The 14,967-nt window shown below is 64.2% G+C and carries 12 protein-coding genes; 9 read left to right on the top strand and 3 right to left on the bottom strand.

Annotated features, from left to right (window positions below; all coding sequences use genetic code 11):
• The first annotated feature begins 122 nt into the window (after positions 1 to 122).
• Both gdhA and Q4G14_RS11815 read left to right on the top strand, forming a co-directional pair.
• Positions 123 to 1,472: an NADP-specific glutamate dehydrogenase gene (gene gdhA / locus Q4G14_RS11820; protein WP_303361955.1), complete on the top strand. Its 1,350-nt coding sequence runs from the start codon at positions 123 to 125 to the stop codon at positions 1,470 to 1,472.
• Positions 1,473 to 1,623: 151 nt separating this feature from the next.
• Positions 1,624 to 1,971: an antibiotic biosynthesis monooxygenase gene (locus Q4G14_RS11815; protein ID WP_303361954.1), complete on the top strand. Its 348-nt coding sequence runs from the start codon at positions 1,624 to 1,626 to the stop codon at positions 1,969 to 1,971.
• A 9-nt stretch (positions 1,972 to 1,980) separates the two neighbouring features.
• On the opposite strand, the gene speB is transcribed toward Q4G14_RS11815, so the two are convergent.
• Complete coding sequence (speB, locus tag Q4G14_RS11810) at positions 1,981 to 2,940, bottom strand: agmatinase (RefSeq protein WP_303361953.1); 960 nt, start codon at positions 2,938 to 2,940, stop codon at positions 1,981 to 1,983.
• A 120-nt stretch (positions 2,941 to 3,060) separates the two neighbouring features.
• Between speB and Q4G14_RS11805 the strand changes: the two genes are divergently transcribed.
• The 4 genes from Q4G14_RS11805 to Q4G14_RS11790 all read left to right on the top strand — a co-directional run bounded on the left by Q4G14_RS11805 (position 3,061) and on the right by Q4G14_RS11790 (position 7,427).
• Entirely contained in the window at positions 3,061 to 4,155 is a 1,095-nt protein-coding gene (locus Q4G14_RS11805) for a cytochrome-c peroxidase (RefSeq protein ID WP_303361952.1), read from the top strand.
• A gap of 115 nt (positions 4,156 to 4,270) precedes the next feature.
• Positions 4,271 to 6,010 carry a gamma-glutamyltransferase gene (ggt, locus tag Q4G14_RS11800; protein WP_303361951.1) on the top strand — a complete coding sequence of 580 codons (1,740 nt, stop codon included), beginning with the start codon at positions 4,271 to 4,273 and terminating at the stop codon, positions 6,008 to 6,010.
• A 90-nt stretch (positions 6,011 to 6,100) separates the two neighbouring features.
• A complete protein-coding gene (locus Q4G14_RS11795) occupies positions 6,101 to 6,796 on the top strand; it encodes a CoA transferase subunit A (protein ID WP_303361950.1) in 696 nt (231 codons plus the stop codon).
• Positions 6,797 to 6,800: 4 nt separating this feature from the next.
• Positions 6,801 to 7,427, top strand: a complete 627-nt coding sequence (locus tag Q4G14_RS11790; protein WP_303361949.1) for a 3-oxoacid CoA-transferase subunit B — start codon at positions 6,801 to 6,803, stop codon at positions 7,425 to 7,427.
• 211 nt (positions 7,428 to 7,638) lie between these two features.
• Here the strand turns inward: Q4G14_RS11790 and Q4G14_RS11785 are convergent, their stop codons facing one another.
• Positions 7,639 to 9,924, bottom strand: coding sequence for a penicillin acylase family protein (locus Q4G14_RS11785; protein ID WP_303361948.1), 2,286 nt, complete (start codon positions 9,922 to 9,924; stop codon positions 7,639 to 7,641).
• Positions 9,921 to 10,736, bottom strand: a complete 816-nt coding sequence (locus Q4G14_RS11780; RefSeq protein ID WP_303361947.1) for an IclR family transcriptional regulator — start codon at positions 10,734 to 10,736, stop codon at positions 9,921 to 9,923. The genes Q4G14_RS11785 and Q4G14_RS11780 overlap by 4 nt, the downstream gene beginning before the upstream one ends.
• A gap of 86 nt (positions 10,737 to 10,822) precedes the next feature.
• On the opposite strand from Q4G14_RS11780, the gene Q4G14_RS11775 reads away from it, so the two are divergent.
• Genes Q4G14_RS11775 through Q4G14_RS11765 form a run of 3 tightly spaced genes read left to right on the top strand, consistent with a single transcriptional unit; the run spans position 10,823 to position 14,946 of the window.
• Positions 10,823 to 12,385: a M81 family metallopeptidase gene (locus Q4G14_RS11775; RefSeq protein WP_303361946.1), complete on the top strand. Its 1,563-nt coding sequence runs from the start codon at positions 10,823 to 10,825 to the stop codon at positions 12,383 to 12,385.
• On the top strand, positions 12,382 to 13,953 hold the full coding sequence (locus Q4G14_RS11770) for an ABC transporter substrate-binding protein (RefSeq protein ID WP_303361945.1): 1,572 nt from the start codon (positions 12,382 to 12,384) through the stop codon (positions 13,951 to 13,953). The genes Q4G14_RS11775 and Q4G14_RS11770 overlap by 4 nt, the downstream gene beginning before the upstream one ends.
• A gap of 54 nt (positions 13,954 to 14,007) precedes the next feature.
• Positions 14,008 to 14,946, top strand: a complete 939-nt coding sequence (locus tag Q4G14_RS11765) for an ABC transporter permease (protein ID WP_303361944.1) — start codon at positions 14,008 to 14,010, stop codon at positions 14,944 to 14,946.
• The last annotated feature ends 21 nt before the right edge of the window (positions 14,947 to 14,967 follow it).

Below are 14,967 nucleotides of genomic sequence, written 5' to 3'. Positions count from 1 at the left end.
GTTTGCCCCGCCCGGCGCGGGCGGTCAATAGGCGCGCAGGCCCGGCAGCATTCGCCGCCTGCTATACATCCGCGCACAATCGTCTTAAGAAATGCTGAAATTATACGCAAACGAGGGATGTCATGCCACAGCTTACCGAACGTCTCGCGGCCATTCAGGCCGAGGTCCATCGCCGCAACGCCGGTGAACCCGAATTTCATCAGGCCGTGGACGAGGTTCTGCACAGCCTGAACCGCGTGGTCGCCAAACATCCCGAATATGCCGACATGGCCCTGATCGAGCGCATCTGCGAACCCGAACGGCAGATCATCTTTCGCGTGCCGTGGCTGGACGACAAGGGCAATGTCCACATCAACCGTGGCTTTCGCGTGCAGTTCAACAGCGCGCTTGGCCCCTATAAGGGCGGCATCCGCTTTCACCCTTCGGTGAATGTGGGCATCATCAAGTTTCTGGGCTTTGAGCAGACCTTCAAGAACGCGCTGACCGGGATGCCCATCGGCGGCGGCAAGGGCGGTTCCGATTTCGACCCCAAGGGCAAATCGGATCTGGAGATCATGCGATTCTGCCAGAGCTTCATGACCGAGCTGCACCGCCATATCGGGGAATATACCGACGTTCCGGCGGGCGACATCGGCGTGGGCGGGCGCGAGATCGGCTATATGTTCGGTGCCTACAAGCGGCTGACCAACAAATACGAAGCGGGCGTTCTGACCGGCAAGGGGCTGTCCTATGGCGGGTCGCGCGCCCGGACCGAGGCCACCGGCTATGGCACCGCCGCCTTTGCCCGGCACATGATGGAAACCCGCAAGGACGGGCTGGAGGGGCGCAAATGCATCGTGTCCGGTTCCGGCAACGTCGCCATCTATGCGATCGAGAAATTGCAGGAATACGGCGCCAAGGTCATCGCCTGTTCCGACAGCAGCGGCTATATCGTGGACAAGGACGGCATTGATCTGGACCTGCTGAAAGAGATCAAGGAAGTCCGCCGCGAGCGTCTGTCGGCCTATCAGGAAGAACGCGGCAAGGGCGTGCAATATATCAAGGACGGTTCTGTCTGGGATGTGGAATGCGAGGTCGCCCTGCCCTGCGCCACCCAGAACGAGTTGCACGGCAAGGATGCGAAAAAGCTGGTCAAGAACGGCGTCAAGGTCGTGGCCGAGGGCGCGAACATGCCCTGCACCCCCGAGGCCATCGAGGTGTTCCAGGAATCAAAGGTTCTGTATGCGCCCGGCAAGGCCGCCAATGCGGGCGGCGTGGCGACTTCCGCGCTGGAAATGCAGCAGAACGCCAGCCGCGACAGCTGGACCTTTGAGAAAACCGCCGGTCGTCTGGACGAGATCATGAAGACCATCCACGACGATTGCGCCGCCACCGCCGAGGATTATGGCGCGCCGGGCGATTACGTTCTGGGCGCGAATATCGCCGGTTTCGTGCGCGTCGCGGATGCCATGCGGGCCTTGGGCGTGGTCTGACGCCTGCCCCGGCCATGGCGAACGGAAAACCCGGCATTTGCCGGGTTTTTTGTTATAGGGATGGTCGTTCGGGTTCGGCGGTTGTCAGGGGGGCGGCCGGGGTGCCCCAAGATGCGTATTTGGGCAAACAGGAAGCGGGGGCGTTGCGCCGATGATTGCGGTTATTTTCGAGGTCGAGGCGGCAGAGGGGGCGCAGGATGAATATCTGGATCATGCGGCCCGGCTGCGCCCTTTGCTGGACGGGATCGAGGGGTTTATCTCGATCGAGCGGTTCCAGAGCCTGAGCAACCCCGGCAAGATCCTGTCGCTGTCATTCTGGCGCGATGAGGGTGCCGTGGCCGCGTGGCGCAACCTGCCCCGGCATCGCAAGGTTCAGGCCGCCGGGCGCAGCCATGTTTTCGCCGGCTATCGCCTGCGGGTGGCCGGGGTGCTGCGGGATTACGGCATGACCGAACGGGCCGGGGCGCCTTGCGACAGCCGCGGCTGTCACGCGGGTTGAGCGGCGGCTTTAGCGTTTGTGCCAGCCTGCCAGCGCGATCAGTTCCATCGCCACATGCGCGCCTGCAATCGCGGTTGCGCCGGTGGTGTCATAGGGGGGCGAGACCTCGACCACATCGCCGCCCAGCAGGGTGATGCCCGCCAGTCCGCGCAGGATCGCCGCTGCCTGCCACGAGGCCAGCCCGCCCCAGACCGGGGTTCCGGTGCCGGGGGCAAAGGCCGGGTCCAGCGCGTCGATGTCGAAGGTGATATAGGCCGGGCGGGTGCCGATGATCTTGCGGATGGCGTCCAGCGTGGCGGGCACGCCCTGCGTATGGACGAAGGGGGCATCGAGAATCGTTACCCCCATCGTGTCGGGGTTGTCGGTGCGGATGCCGATGCTGACCGATGCCGCCGGGTCCACGATGCCCTGGCGGATCGCTTTATACAGGAATGTGCCGTGGTCGATGCGGTCGGGGTCGTCGTCGGGCCACGAATCGGAATGGGCGTCGAACTGGATCAGCGCCACCGGGCCGTGGCTGGCCGCCACCGCGCGCAGGACCGGCAGCGTGATCGAGTGATCGCCCCCCAGCGTAACCGGCACCGCGCCCGCCGCCAGAATGCCGGCGATATGATCGGTGATCCGCCCCGGCACGCCGCGCGTATCGGCATAGTCAAAGGCCATGTCGCCGTAATCCACCACCGTCTGCACCGACAGCGGATCGAAGCCCCAGCCGTAGGGCGGGTCATAGGGTTGCAGCGTCGATGCCTCGCGGATGGCGCGGGGGCCAAAGCGGGTGCCGGGCCGGTGCGTGACCGCCTGATCGAAGGGAATGCCGGTCACGGCGACATCAACCCCGTTCAGATCCTTGCTGTAACGCCTGCGCAAAAAGCTGGTGGCCCCGGCGAAAGCGTTCTCGAAGCTGAGGCCACGCAGGTTTTGCCGGGTAAAGGCGTGGTCGGTCTGATTTTTCGCGTCTTCCAGGGCCATTTTTGATCCAGCTTAAGGTGTGTGTCAGAATCGCCTTTTATCATGGTCGGTATGAGCCGTCCGGTCATCATGCGAACCGCAGCGATAACCGGGCATACCCCAGTCTGACAGGAGACAGCCATGACAAACCTCAGAGCCATGCTGCTGACCGGCACCGTAATCGCACTGGCCATGCCTGCCTTTGCGCAAGAGGCGGCGATGGATGACGCCGCGCTGCGCGATCTGGCCATCGCCAATTTCGACCCCATCCCGCAGGAACCGCAGCCGCTGCGCATCTCGGATGAGGCGCCCCAAGGCCACCCGCTGGTCGAGGAAAAAATCCAGTTGGGCAAGATGCTGTATTTCGATCCGCGCATGTCGTCTTCGCAGTTGATTTCCTGCCAGACCTGCCACCAGCTGGGTCTGGGCGGCACCGACGACCAGGAGGTGTCCATCGGTCACGGCTGGCAGAAAGGCCCGCGCAATGCGCCGACCGTGTTCAACGCCGTGTTCAACATCGCGCAGTTCTGGGATGGTCGCGCCCCCGATCTGGCCGAACAGGCCAAAGGTCCGGTTCAGGCCAGCGTGGAAATGCACAACACCCCGGATGTCGTCGTTGCCACGCTGAAATCCATGCCGGGCTATGTCGAGGCCTTCGCCACCGCCTTTCCCGATCAGGACGACCCGATCAACTTTGACAACTTCGCCCATGCGATCGAGCAGTTCGAAGCGACGATGATTACGCCCAATTCGGCGCTGGACCGTTTCATGGCCGGCGACGACAGCGCCATGGACGAACAGCAGAAACGCGGGCTGCAAGCCTTTGTCGAAACCGGCTGCGTCACCTGCCACAGCGGCATCAACGTGGGCGGGCAGGATTATTTCCCGTTTGGCGTGCTGGAAAATCCGGGGGCCGAGATTCTGCCCGAAAACGATCCGGGCCGCTTTAACGTGACCAACACCGCCAGCGACGAATATGTGTTCCGCGCCGCACCCTTGCGCAACATCGCGCTGACCGCGCCCTATTTCCATTCGGGCAAGGTCTGGGATCTGCAACAGGCGGTCAAGATCATGTCCACCTCGCAGCTTGGCACGGAAATGACGCCGGAACAGGCGGATGACATCGTGGCCTTCCTGCACACGCTGACCGGCGAACGGCCCGAGGTGACGCTGCCGATCCTGCCGGAACGGACCGCCGACACGCCCAACCCCGAACCGATGCTGCCGCAGCAATAAGCCGGGGATGAACAGGGCGCGGGGCAGCTCGCGCCTTTGTTCACATGATCCGGCGTGGTTCCCAATCCGGCGCCCCCTGTGCTACCCTTGGTTGATAACAACGGAGGGATAAGGGATGGCAGGCAAACATTTGGCCGCGCGGCTTGGCGCCTGGGGTCTGGCGGCGGCACTGGCTGGCACAGCGGCTTTCGCGCAAGAGGCGGCGATCTATTCCGGCATGGACCGGATTCATCCGGTCTGGGCGGAAAACGGCATGGTTTCGGCGCAGGAACGGGTCGCGGCCGAAATCGGGCGCGAGATTCTGGCCAAAGGCGGTAATGCAGCGGATGCGGGCGTAGCGGTTGCCTTTGCGCTGGCCGTGACTCTGCCGCGCGCAGGCAATATCGGCGGCGGCGGCTTCATGCTGTTTCATGACGCCGAAAGCGGTCAGACCCATGCCATCGACTATCGCGAAATGGCACCTGCCGGGGCGACGCGCGATATGTTTCTGGATGCCGGGGGCAATGCCGATGCGGATCTGTCGCGCTATACCGGCGCAGCCGCTGGCGTGCCGGGCACGGTCGCGGGGATGAAGATGGTGCTGGACGAATTCGGCACCATGCCCTGGGCCGAGGTGATCGCCCCCGCGATCCGACTGGCCGAAGACGGGATCACCGTCACCCCCGACCTTGCCGACAGCCTTGAGGCGATGCACGAACGGCTGACCCGATACCCGTCGGCGGCGGCGATTTTCTATAAGGAGGACGGCAGCTTTTACCGCCCCGGCGATACTCTGGTGCAGGCCGATCTGGCGCGCACGCTGCAAACCATCGCCGATGAAGGCCCCGACGGTTTCTATCGCGGCGAGGTCGCGCAGCGCATCGCGGATGCGGTGCAGGCCGCGGGCGGGCAGATCACCGCCGATGACATGGCGAATTACCGCGCCATCAAGCGCGAGCCGGTGACGGGCGAATATCGCGGCTACGAGATCGTCTCGATGCCGCCGCCCTCATCGGGCGGGGTGCATCTGATCCAGATCCTGAATGCGCTTGAGGGCTATCCCATCGGCGCATTGGGCGCGGGTTCAGCCGAAACGCTTCACCTGATGGCCGAGGCGATGAAGCTGGCCTATGCCGACCGCTCGGAATATCTGGGCGATCCCGATTTCGTCGATGTGCCGGTGGCCGAGCTGATCTCCAAGGATTATGCCGCCGATATGCGCAGCAAGATCCGGCAGGCATTCGCCACGCCATCCGAACAGATCGCACCGGCGGACCTGGCCCCGTATGAATCGGATCAGACCACGCATTATTCGATCATCGACCGGCATGGGAATGCGGTCTCTAACACCTATACGATCAACTTTTCCTATGGCTCGGGTCTGGTGGCGGATGGCACCGGCATTCTGATGAACAACGAAATGGACGATTTCTCGGCCAAGCCGGGGGTGCCGAATGCCTATGGTCTGATCGGCGGCGATGCCAATGCGGTCGAACCGGGCAAGCGGCCGCTGTCCTCGATGACACCGACTCTGGTCAAAAAGGATGGTGAGATCTGGCTGGCGACCGGCTCGCCCGGCGGGGCGCGGATCATCACCACGGTCTTGCAGGTGCTGATGAACATGATCGACCACGATATGAACGTGGCCGAGGCCAGCGCCGCCCCGCGCATCCATCACCAATGGCTGCCCGACGAACTGCGCATCGAAGAAGGCATCGGCATCGACACCATCCGCCTGCTGCAAGGCAAAGGCCATAACGTATCCCTGCAAGAGGTCATGGGTTCCACCCAGTCGGTGATGCGCGACCCCGCAAGCGGCTATCTGCTGGGCGCATCCGATCCGCGCCGGGCGGGGGCTGCCACGGTCGGTTATTAAGGCCCCGGATCGGCCGGACACCTGCCCGGCCGATTGACTTGGCCCCCTGCCCGCGCCAAAACAGTCGCCAAAGGGAATAAGGGGAGCCAGATGAAAAAGGTTTATGCGAATGCCGATGAGGCATTGGCCGGTATCCTGCAAGACGGGATGACGATCGCGGCGGGGGGGTTTGGCCTGTGCGGCATCCCCGAACTGCTGATCGCGGCCATTCACAAGGCGGGCACGAAAAACCTGACCATCGCCAGCAACAACTGCGGCGTGGACGGGTTCGGCCTTGGCATCCTGCTGGACAGCAAGCAGATCAGCAAGATGCAGTCGTCCTATGTCGGCGAAAACGCGGAATTCATGCGCCAGTATCTGTCCGGCGAACTGGAGCTGGAATTCAACCCGCAGGGCACTCTGGCCGAACGGATGCGCGCGGGCGGGGCGGGCATCCCCGGTTTCTATACGAAAACCGGCGTCGGCACCGTCATCGCCGAGGGCAAGGATCACAAGGATTTCGACGGCGAAACCTATATCCTTGAACGCGGCATCGTCACCGACCTGGCCATCGTCAAGGCGTGGAAGGCCGATGAAACCGGCAACCTGATCTTCCGCAAGACGGCGCGCAACTTTAACGTGCCCGCCGCCACCTGTGGTCGCATCTGCGTGGCCGAGGTCGAGGAAATCGTCCCGACCGGCAGTCTGGACCCCGATCACATTCACCTGCCCGGCATCTATGTCCACCGCCTGATTCAAGGCGAGCATGAAAAGCGCATCGAACAGCGCACCGTTCGGAAGGGATAAGCGAATGGCTTGGGATCGTGACCAGATGGCCGCGCGGGCGGCGCAGGAACTGCAAGACGGGATGTATGTGAACCTTGGCATCGGGATTCCGACGCTGGTCGCCAACTTCATCCCCGAGGGCGTGCATGTCACGCTGCAATCAGAAAACGGGATGCTGGGCATCGGCCCCTTCCCGACCGAAGACAAGGTGGACCCCGACCTGATTAACGCGGGCAAGCAGACCATCACCGAACTGCCGCATTCGGCCTATTTCGACAGCGCGCAGTCCTTTGCGATGATCCGCGGCGGCAAGATCGCCATGGCCATCCTGGGCGCGATGGAGGTCAGCGAAAACGGCGATCTGGCGAACTGGATGATCCCCGGCAAGCTGGTCAAGGGCATGGGCGGCGCCATGGATCTGGTCGCCGGCGTCAAGCGCGTGGTGGTGGTGATGGACCACACCAACAAGGCCGGCGAATCCAAGGTGCTGAAGGAATGCACCCTGCCGCTGACCGGCAAGGCCGTGGTGGACCGCATCATCACCAACCTTGGTGTGCTGGATGTCGTCGAAGGCGGCCTGCGCATCGTCGAACTTGCCGATGGCGTCACCGAACAAGACATCCGCGCCTCGACCGAGGCGACCATCGTCTGACGGCCCCATAAGGCTGACCGAACAAAAAGAACCGCCGCTGATGACGGCGGTTCCTTGCTTTTCCGGCGGCGGCCACGGCCGGCACCAAAGGCCGCACGCCCGATCACCGAACCCGCCGATATGGCCCTCGCTTCACCGACCATCGCCGATACAGTGCCTGCCGGGCACCCCGGCCAGACCAGACAAGGGCTGCCGCCTTTGGATGCGGGCATCACCGAGGGGTAAGGTGCCACAGCGCCTCGGTCGCCATATCCACCGCACCGGCCGAAAACAACATCGGCACCGTGCCCCCTGCCGCCCAGATCGGGGCCAGATCGCCGCCATGTGGCCCGGCCAGATCGCCTGACTGGCCGGGCGCATTGATCCAGCGGCTGTTGTCCCAGCCCCCCACATCCACCACCATCCGCACCGAGGCACCGTTTGCGGGCTGAAACCCGCCCGCCTCATATGAAGACAGCATCACGGTCGCCCGCCCCCCGCCGACCGGCAAAGGCCCTGCCGCCTGATCGCCAGAGGCCGCGCGGAACAGCGCGGCATGCAGATCGCCCCAGTTCCAGCGATCCGGGTCATCGCCATGATCGCGCCGGCACTGGTCCCAGGCAGCCAGCAGCGTTTCCGACAACAGCGCCGCCCGCGCCGCACGGTCCAGACCCAGCACACGGGCCAGATCGGGGCGGCTCCCCTCGAACAGTTCGACGAGGACGCCAACATCGGGCCGCTCGATCACGTTCTGCGCGGCCATGGGCAGCCGCGCGATCAGCGACGGGTCCAGATGCTGCGCCGTCCAGATCCCATACAGCAGCGCCGCGCCACTATCAGCCGTTTGCCGCCCGTCCCAGTTGCGCAAAAGGCGTGCCGCCCCGCCTTCATCGGGCAGGCAGGCGCAAAGCCGCAGCGCCAGATCGCTGAACACATCCGCCTGAAGCGCGACAGACCCGGCAACATCGGTCGGTGCGTCAGCCAGCACCTGCGCGATACGCGCCGCCCGCGTGCCATGGTGCCATTCATGGCTGATCGGGCGGATGGCGTGGTCCCACCCATGCGGCACGTTCATCTCATTCGCGGACAGCACGAAACCACAGGCCGGGTCGTCATGTCCCGGCAGATCGGCCGCCGTCATGAAGCCGGTCCAGTCGCAAGACCCATCGCCCGGTGCCGGCACCACGCCACACCCAGCCCGCCTTTGCGGCACAAAGCCCGCTGCCTGCCACAGCAGCGCGCCATTCACATCGGTATAGATCTGGTTCACCGTCGGGCTGCCCCAGCCACGCAGCGCATCACGAAAGGCATCGGGCGTCCGCGCGCGCATCGCCGCAAGGCAGGCCATATAGGGCGCGGTTCCGGCATCGGTCGCCACCGTGCGGATCGCCAGCGCATGGCGGTCATCGACCCACAGCACCGGCGCTTTGCCCGCGAAACGCAGGCGGACCGGCTGATCGGCATAGCCGCGCACGGGGATCGTTTCATCAATATGGCGAAAGGCCTGGGTGCCGCCATCATGGCACCAGCCATCGCCATCGAGGTTCAGCACCAGCAGATCCTCTTGATCGGCAGGAAAGATCGTCAGCGAAAACGCGGCATGTCCGTTATGCCCGGCCATGATACCGGGCGAGGAAGGCTCGCCCGCGCCAATCAGTGACAGGCCCGGTGCCTCGAGATGCACAAGATAGCGCAGCGAGGGCGTGGACAGCGCCCGATGCGGGTCCGAGGCCATCAGCGGTCGGCCCGTCGCCGTATGCGTGGCTGCGACGGCCCAGTTGTTCGAGCCCTCGACCGGCGATGTGCGGACAACCCGGCCTTGTTCGGTGCGCGCCCATTCTTCGGCCTGATCCAGCGTTGCAGCCAGCCGTTCACGCGCAAAACTGACCGGAGCCATGGCAAGGCGATACACATCCATCGCCGCATCGGGCAGATCGGCATCAGCCATCGGCCCCCAGTCCGCAGGCGCAAGCGGCGGGTCCAGCGGGGTGCGCAACTGATCGGCGGCGGCGCCGTCCTCTGGCCCCATCGCCCGAACCATCTGCCACCGCGCCCATTCGGACAAGGCATTGCGCGACAGGGCGTGAATGCGGATGCGCACGACATCCTGGGGCTGCCAATGCGCGGGCCGGGTGCCAAAGCGCGCAAACTCGGGCGGCAGCGGCAGATCGCCCGCCAGCACCGCATCGACAGCGGCGTTGAGACCAGCGGCAAAAGCGGTGCAGATTTCTTTGGCGTCCGGGCCGTAATGACGCCATTCCTCGTCCATATCACCACGGTAAAGAAACAGGCGCGCGGCCCGATCCTGTGCCAGATAACCGGGGCCGAAATCGCCCGCCAAAAGCCCAAGCCCGCGCTTGCGCCACAGATCGACCTGCCACAGCCGGTCACGCCCGGCGTTGAACCCTTGCAGAAAGAACGCATCGTGCAGGCTGGCGGCACGGATATGCGGCACACCCCAGCGATCGACGCGAATTTCGCCCGGCGCTTCAAGTCCGGGCAGCATCAGATGGGTCATGCTGCGCCACCTCCTTTTTCGATCAGCATCGCCGCTTCGGCCGCCAGAGGGGCAACGCGGCTGCGAAAATCGTCGGGCCGCCATTCGCTTAGAGAACCGGCGACATGGATGGCGCCGATTGGCCGGCCGCTGGCATCACGAATGGCCACGCCCAGCGCGATCTCGCCCATCTGGATCTGTTCCAGCGCCACCGCATGGCCCTGCGTCCGCGCTGCGGCCACCTCGGCCCGGATTGCCGCCGGGTCGGTCAGGGTTCGCGGGGTGATCTGCGTCAATGGCGCGGCAGCAATCAGCGCCTCGGCCTCGGGTTCAGGCAGAACGGCAAGGCAGGCCCACCCGCCCGAGGTCTGCGCCAGCGGCACGGTATGACCGACCAGTGTGGCAAAAAAGTTCTCGCGCTTGGATTGCATCCGCATCGCATAAATCAGGCGCTGCCCATCCATCAGGGACAGGTCCACCCGTTCGCGCAATTCCCGGCGCAGAGTCAGAAGGATCGGGCTGGCGCGTTGCAGCACCGGGTCCAGCCGCAGCGCATCATAGGTTGCGGTCAAAACCGCCCTGCCGGGGCGCAGGCCCTGCCCGCCCTCGCCCGGCACCAGCCAGCCTGCCGCGCGCAGCGTATGGCACAGCCGCTGCGCCGCACTGCGGTCCATCCCTGCCCGCGCCGCGATTTCACCCAGCGACAAGGGGCCGGCGGCACCATCGAACGCCTGCATCACACGCAGCCCCCGCGCCAGCGCCTGCACCATCAATCGGTCGTGACTGCCCGCCACATCGGCAGTTCGGGAAATTGGCACCTGCGCCTGACTCATAGGGTTGACTCGCGAAATGGGCATCTCCTAGGCTGATATTGCGATAAGGTCGTATCGCTAGACAATACATATATTTTGTATCCTCTATGGACATCGCCGTGACCCACCCCCCTCGATCACCCCGTGTCGCGCTGGCCGGGTTTGTCCACGAAAGCAACAGCTTTGCCCCGACACCGGCCGATGTTGCCGCGTTTGAGCATGGCGGGGGCTATCTGCCGGTTTCGCGCGGGGCACAAATTCTAGAACGCGCGCCGGGGCTGAACTGGCAGATTTCGGGCGGCGTCGAATACGGGCTGGCGCAGGGCTGGGACATGGTGCCGCTGGTTTATGCGGCGGCCTCGCCATCGGCCCCGGTGACGGCCCAAGCCTATCACCTGTTTGCCGAGGAAATCATCGCAAGCGTCGCCCGCGCCCACGATCAGCGCCCATTGGACGGGGTGTTTCTGGACCTGCACGGCGCCATGCTGGCCGAAGGAGAAAACGATGGCGAAGGCGCGCTGATTGCGCGGCTGCGTGCCCTTCTTGGCCCGAATGTGCCGATTGCCGCGGCGCTGGACCTGCATGGCAACATCACCCCGATGATGGTGGAAAACGCCGATCTGCTGGTCGGGTTTCGCACCTATCCCCATGTGGACATGGCCGAAACGGGTCGGCGCTGCGCAGCGGGGCTGGGCCGGCTGATGCAGGGCGAACGACTGCACAAGGCCTTTCGTCAGCTTGATTTTCTGATCCCGATCGCCTGGCAATCGACGCTGATGCAGCCCGGACAGCGGCTGTATGCACTGGCCGAACAGGTTGGGGCCGAATTGTTCATGGGCTTTCCTGCCGCCGATTTCGCCGATTGCGGCCCCTCGGTCATCGCCTATGCTGAAACCGCCGATGCGGCCCACGCCGCCTGTGATCGCGTGGCCGATGCCGTCAGCAAGGCAGAACCCGAATTTCGGGGCGAGGCGCTGTCCCCCGCAGATGCCGTGCGCCGCGCACAGGCAATGGCCAGGGATGCAGACCGCCCGATCATCATCGCCGACAGCCAGGACAACCCTGGCGCGGGCGGTGACAGCGACACCACAGGGATGCTGCGCGCGCTGATTGCCCTTGACGCACAGAACGCCGCCATCGGCCTGATCGTCGATCCGCCCGCCGCCGCGATGTGCCATCAGGCCGGTGCCGGTGCCTCGATCCGGCTGGCTCTGGGCGGGCGTTCGGGCATCAGCGGCGACAGCCCGCTGACGGATCAGTTCGAAATCGAGGCACTTTCCGATGGCCGCCTGACCGCGACCGGCCCCTTTTACGGCGGCACCATGATGGAGCTTGGCCCCTCGGCCTGTCTGCGCAAAGGCGGGGTGCGCATCGTTCTGGCCAGCCGCAAAACGCAGATGGCTGACCGCGAAATGTTCCGCTTTGTCCATATCAACCCCGAAGATTGCGCCATCCTCGTCGTCAAATCCTCGGTCCATTTCCGTGCCGATTTCCAGCCCATCGCTGCCGAAATCCTGACTGCCGCCGCGCCCGGCCCGATGCCGGTCAGCCCCGCAGACCTGCCCTTTACCGCCCTGCGTCCCGGCATCCGTCTGGAACCGATGGGCATCCCTTTTACACCTGGAAACGGCACCAAGACCGCCTCCAGCAAGCAGAGGAGCCTTGCATGACCACATATACACGCCGATTGATCGCCGCCCTTGCGGCCACGACCGCGCTTTCCGGTGCGGCATGGGCCGAGACAGAACTGACCGCCGTGATGCATTCCAGCCTGCGCGTGCTGGACCCGGTGATGACCACCGCGCATATCACCCGCAACCACGCCTATATGATCTATGACGTGCTGATCGCGCAGGATTCCGATTTCCAGCCGCAGCCGCAGATGGCCGACTGGGCCATATCGGATGACGGGCTGACCTATACCTTTACCCTGCGCGACGGGCTGCTGTTCCACGACGGCGCGGCGGTCACGGCTGCCGATGCCGTGGCCTCGCTGAACCGCTGGGCGACAAAGGATTCCGGTGGCCAGATCATCATGGAGCGCACGGCCAGTCTTGAGGCCACGGATGACCGCACCATCACCTGGACCCTGACCGAACCCTTTGCCCCGATGCTGGACACGCTGTCCAAGCAATCGGCGCTGCCGCCCTTTATCATGCCGGCGCGTGTCGCCGAAGGATCATCCGATACGGCGCTGACAGACTATATCGGCTCTGGCCCCTTCCGTTTCGTCGAATCAGAGTTCAACCCCGGCGTTTCCGTCACCTATGAGAAATTCGCCGATTACGTCCCGCGCGATGAACCCGCTGACGGCATGGCGGGCGGCAAGGTCGTGCATCTGGATCGGGTGACATGGGTCACGATGCCCGATGTGATGACCGCCGTGAACGCGCTGGCCGGCGGCGAGATCGACTATATCGAACAGGTGCAGATCGACCTTTTGCCGATTCTGGAAACCGATGGCGTGACGGTTGAAACCCGCGAGCCGCTGGGGATGCAGACCATGGCGCGCCCCAATTTCCTGCATCCTCCCTTCGATAATCAACAGATCCGGCAGGCCGCGCTGAAGGCGATCAGCGAGGAACCCGTTCTGACCGCGATGATCGGCAATCCCGAATATTTCGAGGTCTGCGGCGCGGTGCTGGGCTGCGGCACACCGCTGGGCGACGAGACCGGATCGGAAAGCCTGACGGCAGGCACCGGGCAAGACGAGGCGCGCGCGCTGCTGCAAGAGGCCGGTTACGACGGCACGCCCATCGTGCTGATGCACCCCACCGATGTCGTTTCACTGAATACGCAGCCGGTGGTTGTGGCACAACAGTTGCGCGATGCGGGCTTTACCGTCGATCTGCAACCGATGGACTGGCAGACGCTGGTCACGCGCCGTGCCAGCCAGAACGCACCCGCCAATGGCGGCTGGAATATGTTCATCACCAACTGGATGGTGCCCGAGATCAACTCGCCCATTGGCAATGTGATGCTGAACGGGCGCGGCGATGACGGCTGGTTCGGCTGGCCAGATGATGCGGAAATCGAGGCACTGAAGGCCGCATTCATCGAACAGACCGATGAGCAAGGCCGCCGCGAGGTCGCCGGGCGCATCCAGTCGCATGTGCTGGACAATGTTCTGCTGATCCCGCTTGGCCAATACACCCTGCCCCAAGCGCGCCGCGACACCATCACCGACATGCTGCCAACGCCCGTGCCGGTGTTCTGGAACATCCAGAAATCCCAATGACCGCCACCGGGCCGGTGCATCAGCCTGCACCGGCCCTTTCACCAGGAGGTGTCGATGCACATCTATATTCTGCGCCGCATCCTGGCCGTGATCCCGGTGCTGCTGATCGTGGCGGTCTTTGTCTTTCTGCTGCTGCGCCTGTCGGGCGATCCGGCCGCGATCATCGCCGGTGACAATGCCACCCCTGCCCAGATCGAACGGATCCGCGAAACGATGGGGCTGAACGATCCCATCCCGATGCAGTTCGTGCGCTGGATGGGCGAGCTGATGCGCGGCGATCTGGGCACCTCGCTGATCTCGAACACGCCGGTCTCGGGGATGATCGCCAGCCGGATCGGGCCGACCATCTCGATCGCCCTGCTGACGATCCTGATGTCGGTCGCCATTGCCGTGCCGATGGGCGTGACCGCCGCATGGCGCCACGGCAGGACCGCCGATTACGTCGTCATGACCTTTTCGGTTCTGGGCTTTTCAGTGCCCGTCTTTGTTATCGGCTATCTGCTGATCTTGCTGTTCTCGATCAATCTCGGCTGGTTCCCGGTGCAGGGCTATCGCCCGATCAGTGCCGGGATCGGGCCGTTTCTGCACACGGCTTTTTTGCCGGCGCTGACGCTGACCACGATCTATGTCGCGCTGATCGCCCGGATGACCCGCGCCAATATGCTGGAGGTTCTGGGCGAAGATTACATCCGCACCGCCCGCGCCAAGGGCGCGCCTGAACGTCGGGTGCTGTTCCGCCACGCGCTGCGCAATGCGGCTGTGCCGATCCTGACCGTGATCGGCACCGGGTTTGCCATGCTGATTTCAGGCGTCGTTGTCACCGAGACCGTGTTCAACATTCCCGGCATCGGGCGGCTGACCGTCGATGCGGTGCTGGCCCGCGATTACCCCGTCATTCAGGCGATGATCCTGCTGACCAGCGCCCTTTATGTGCTGGTGAACCTGATTATCGACATATCTTACACGCTGTTCGACCCGAGGATCCGCTATTGAGTGATGCTGCCCCTGTCCCCC

The sequence above is a fragment of the Paracoccus sp. (in: a-proteobacteria) genome (assembly GCF_030538755.1).
GTDB lineage: Bacteria > Pseudomonadota > Alphaproteobacteria > Rhodobacterales > Rhodobacteraceae > Paracoccus.
Note: the sequence above shows the minus strand (reverse complement) of the source record. Positions and strands in the feature narration are given on the sequence as shown.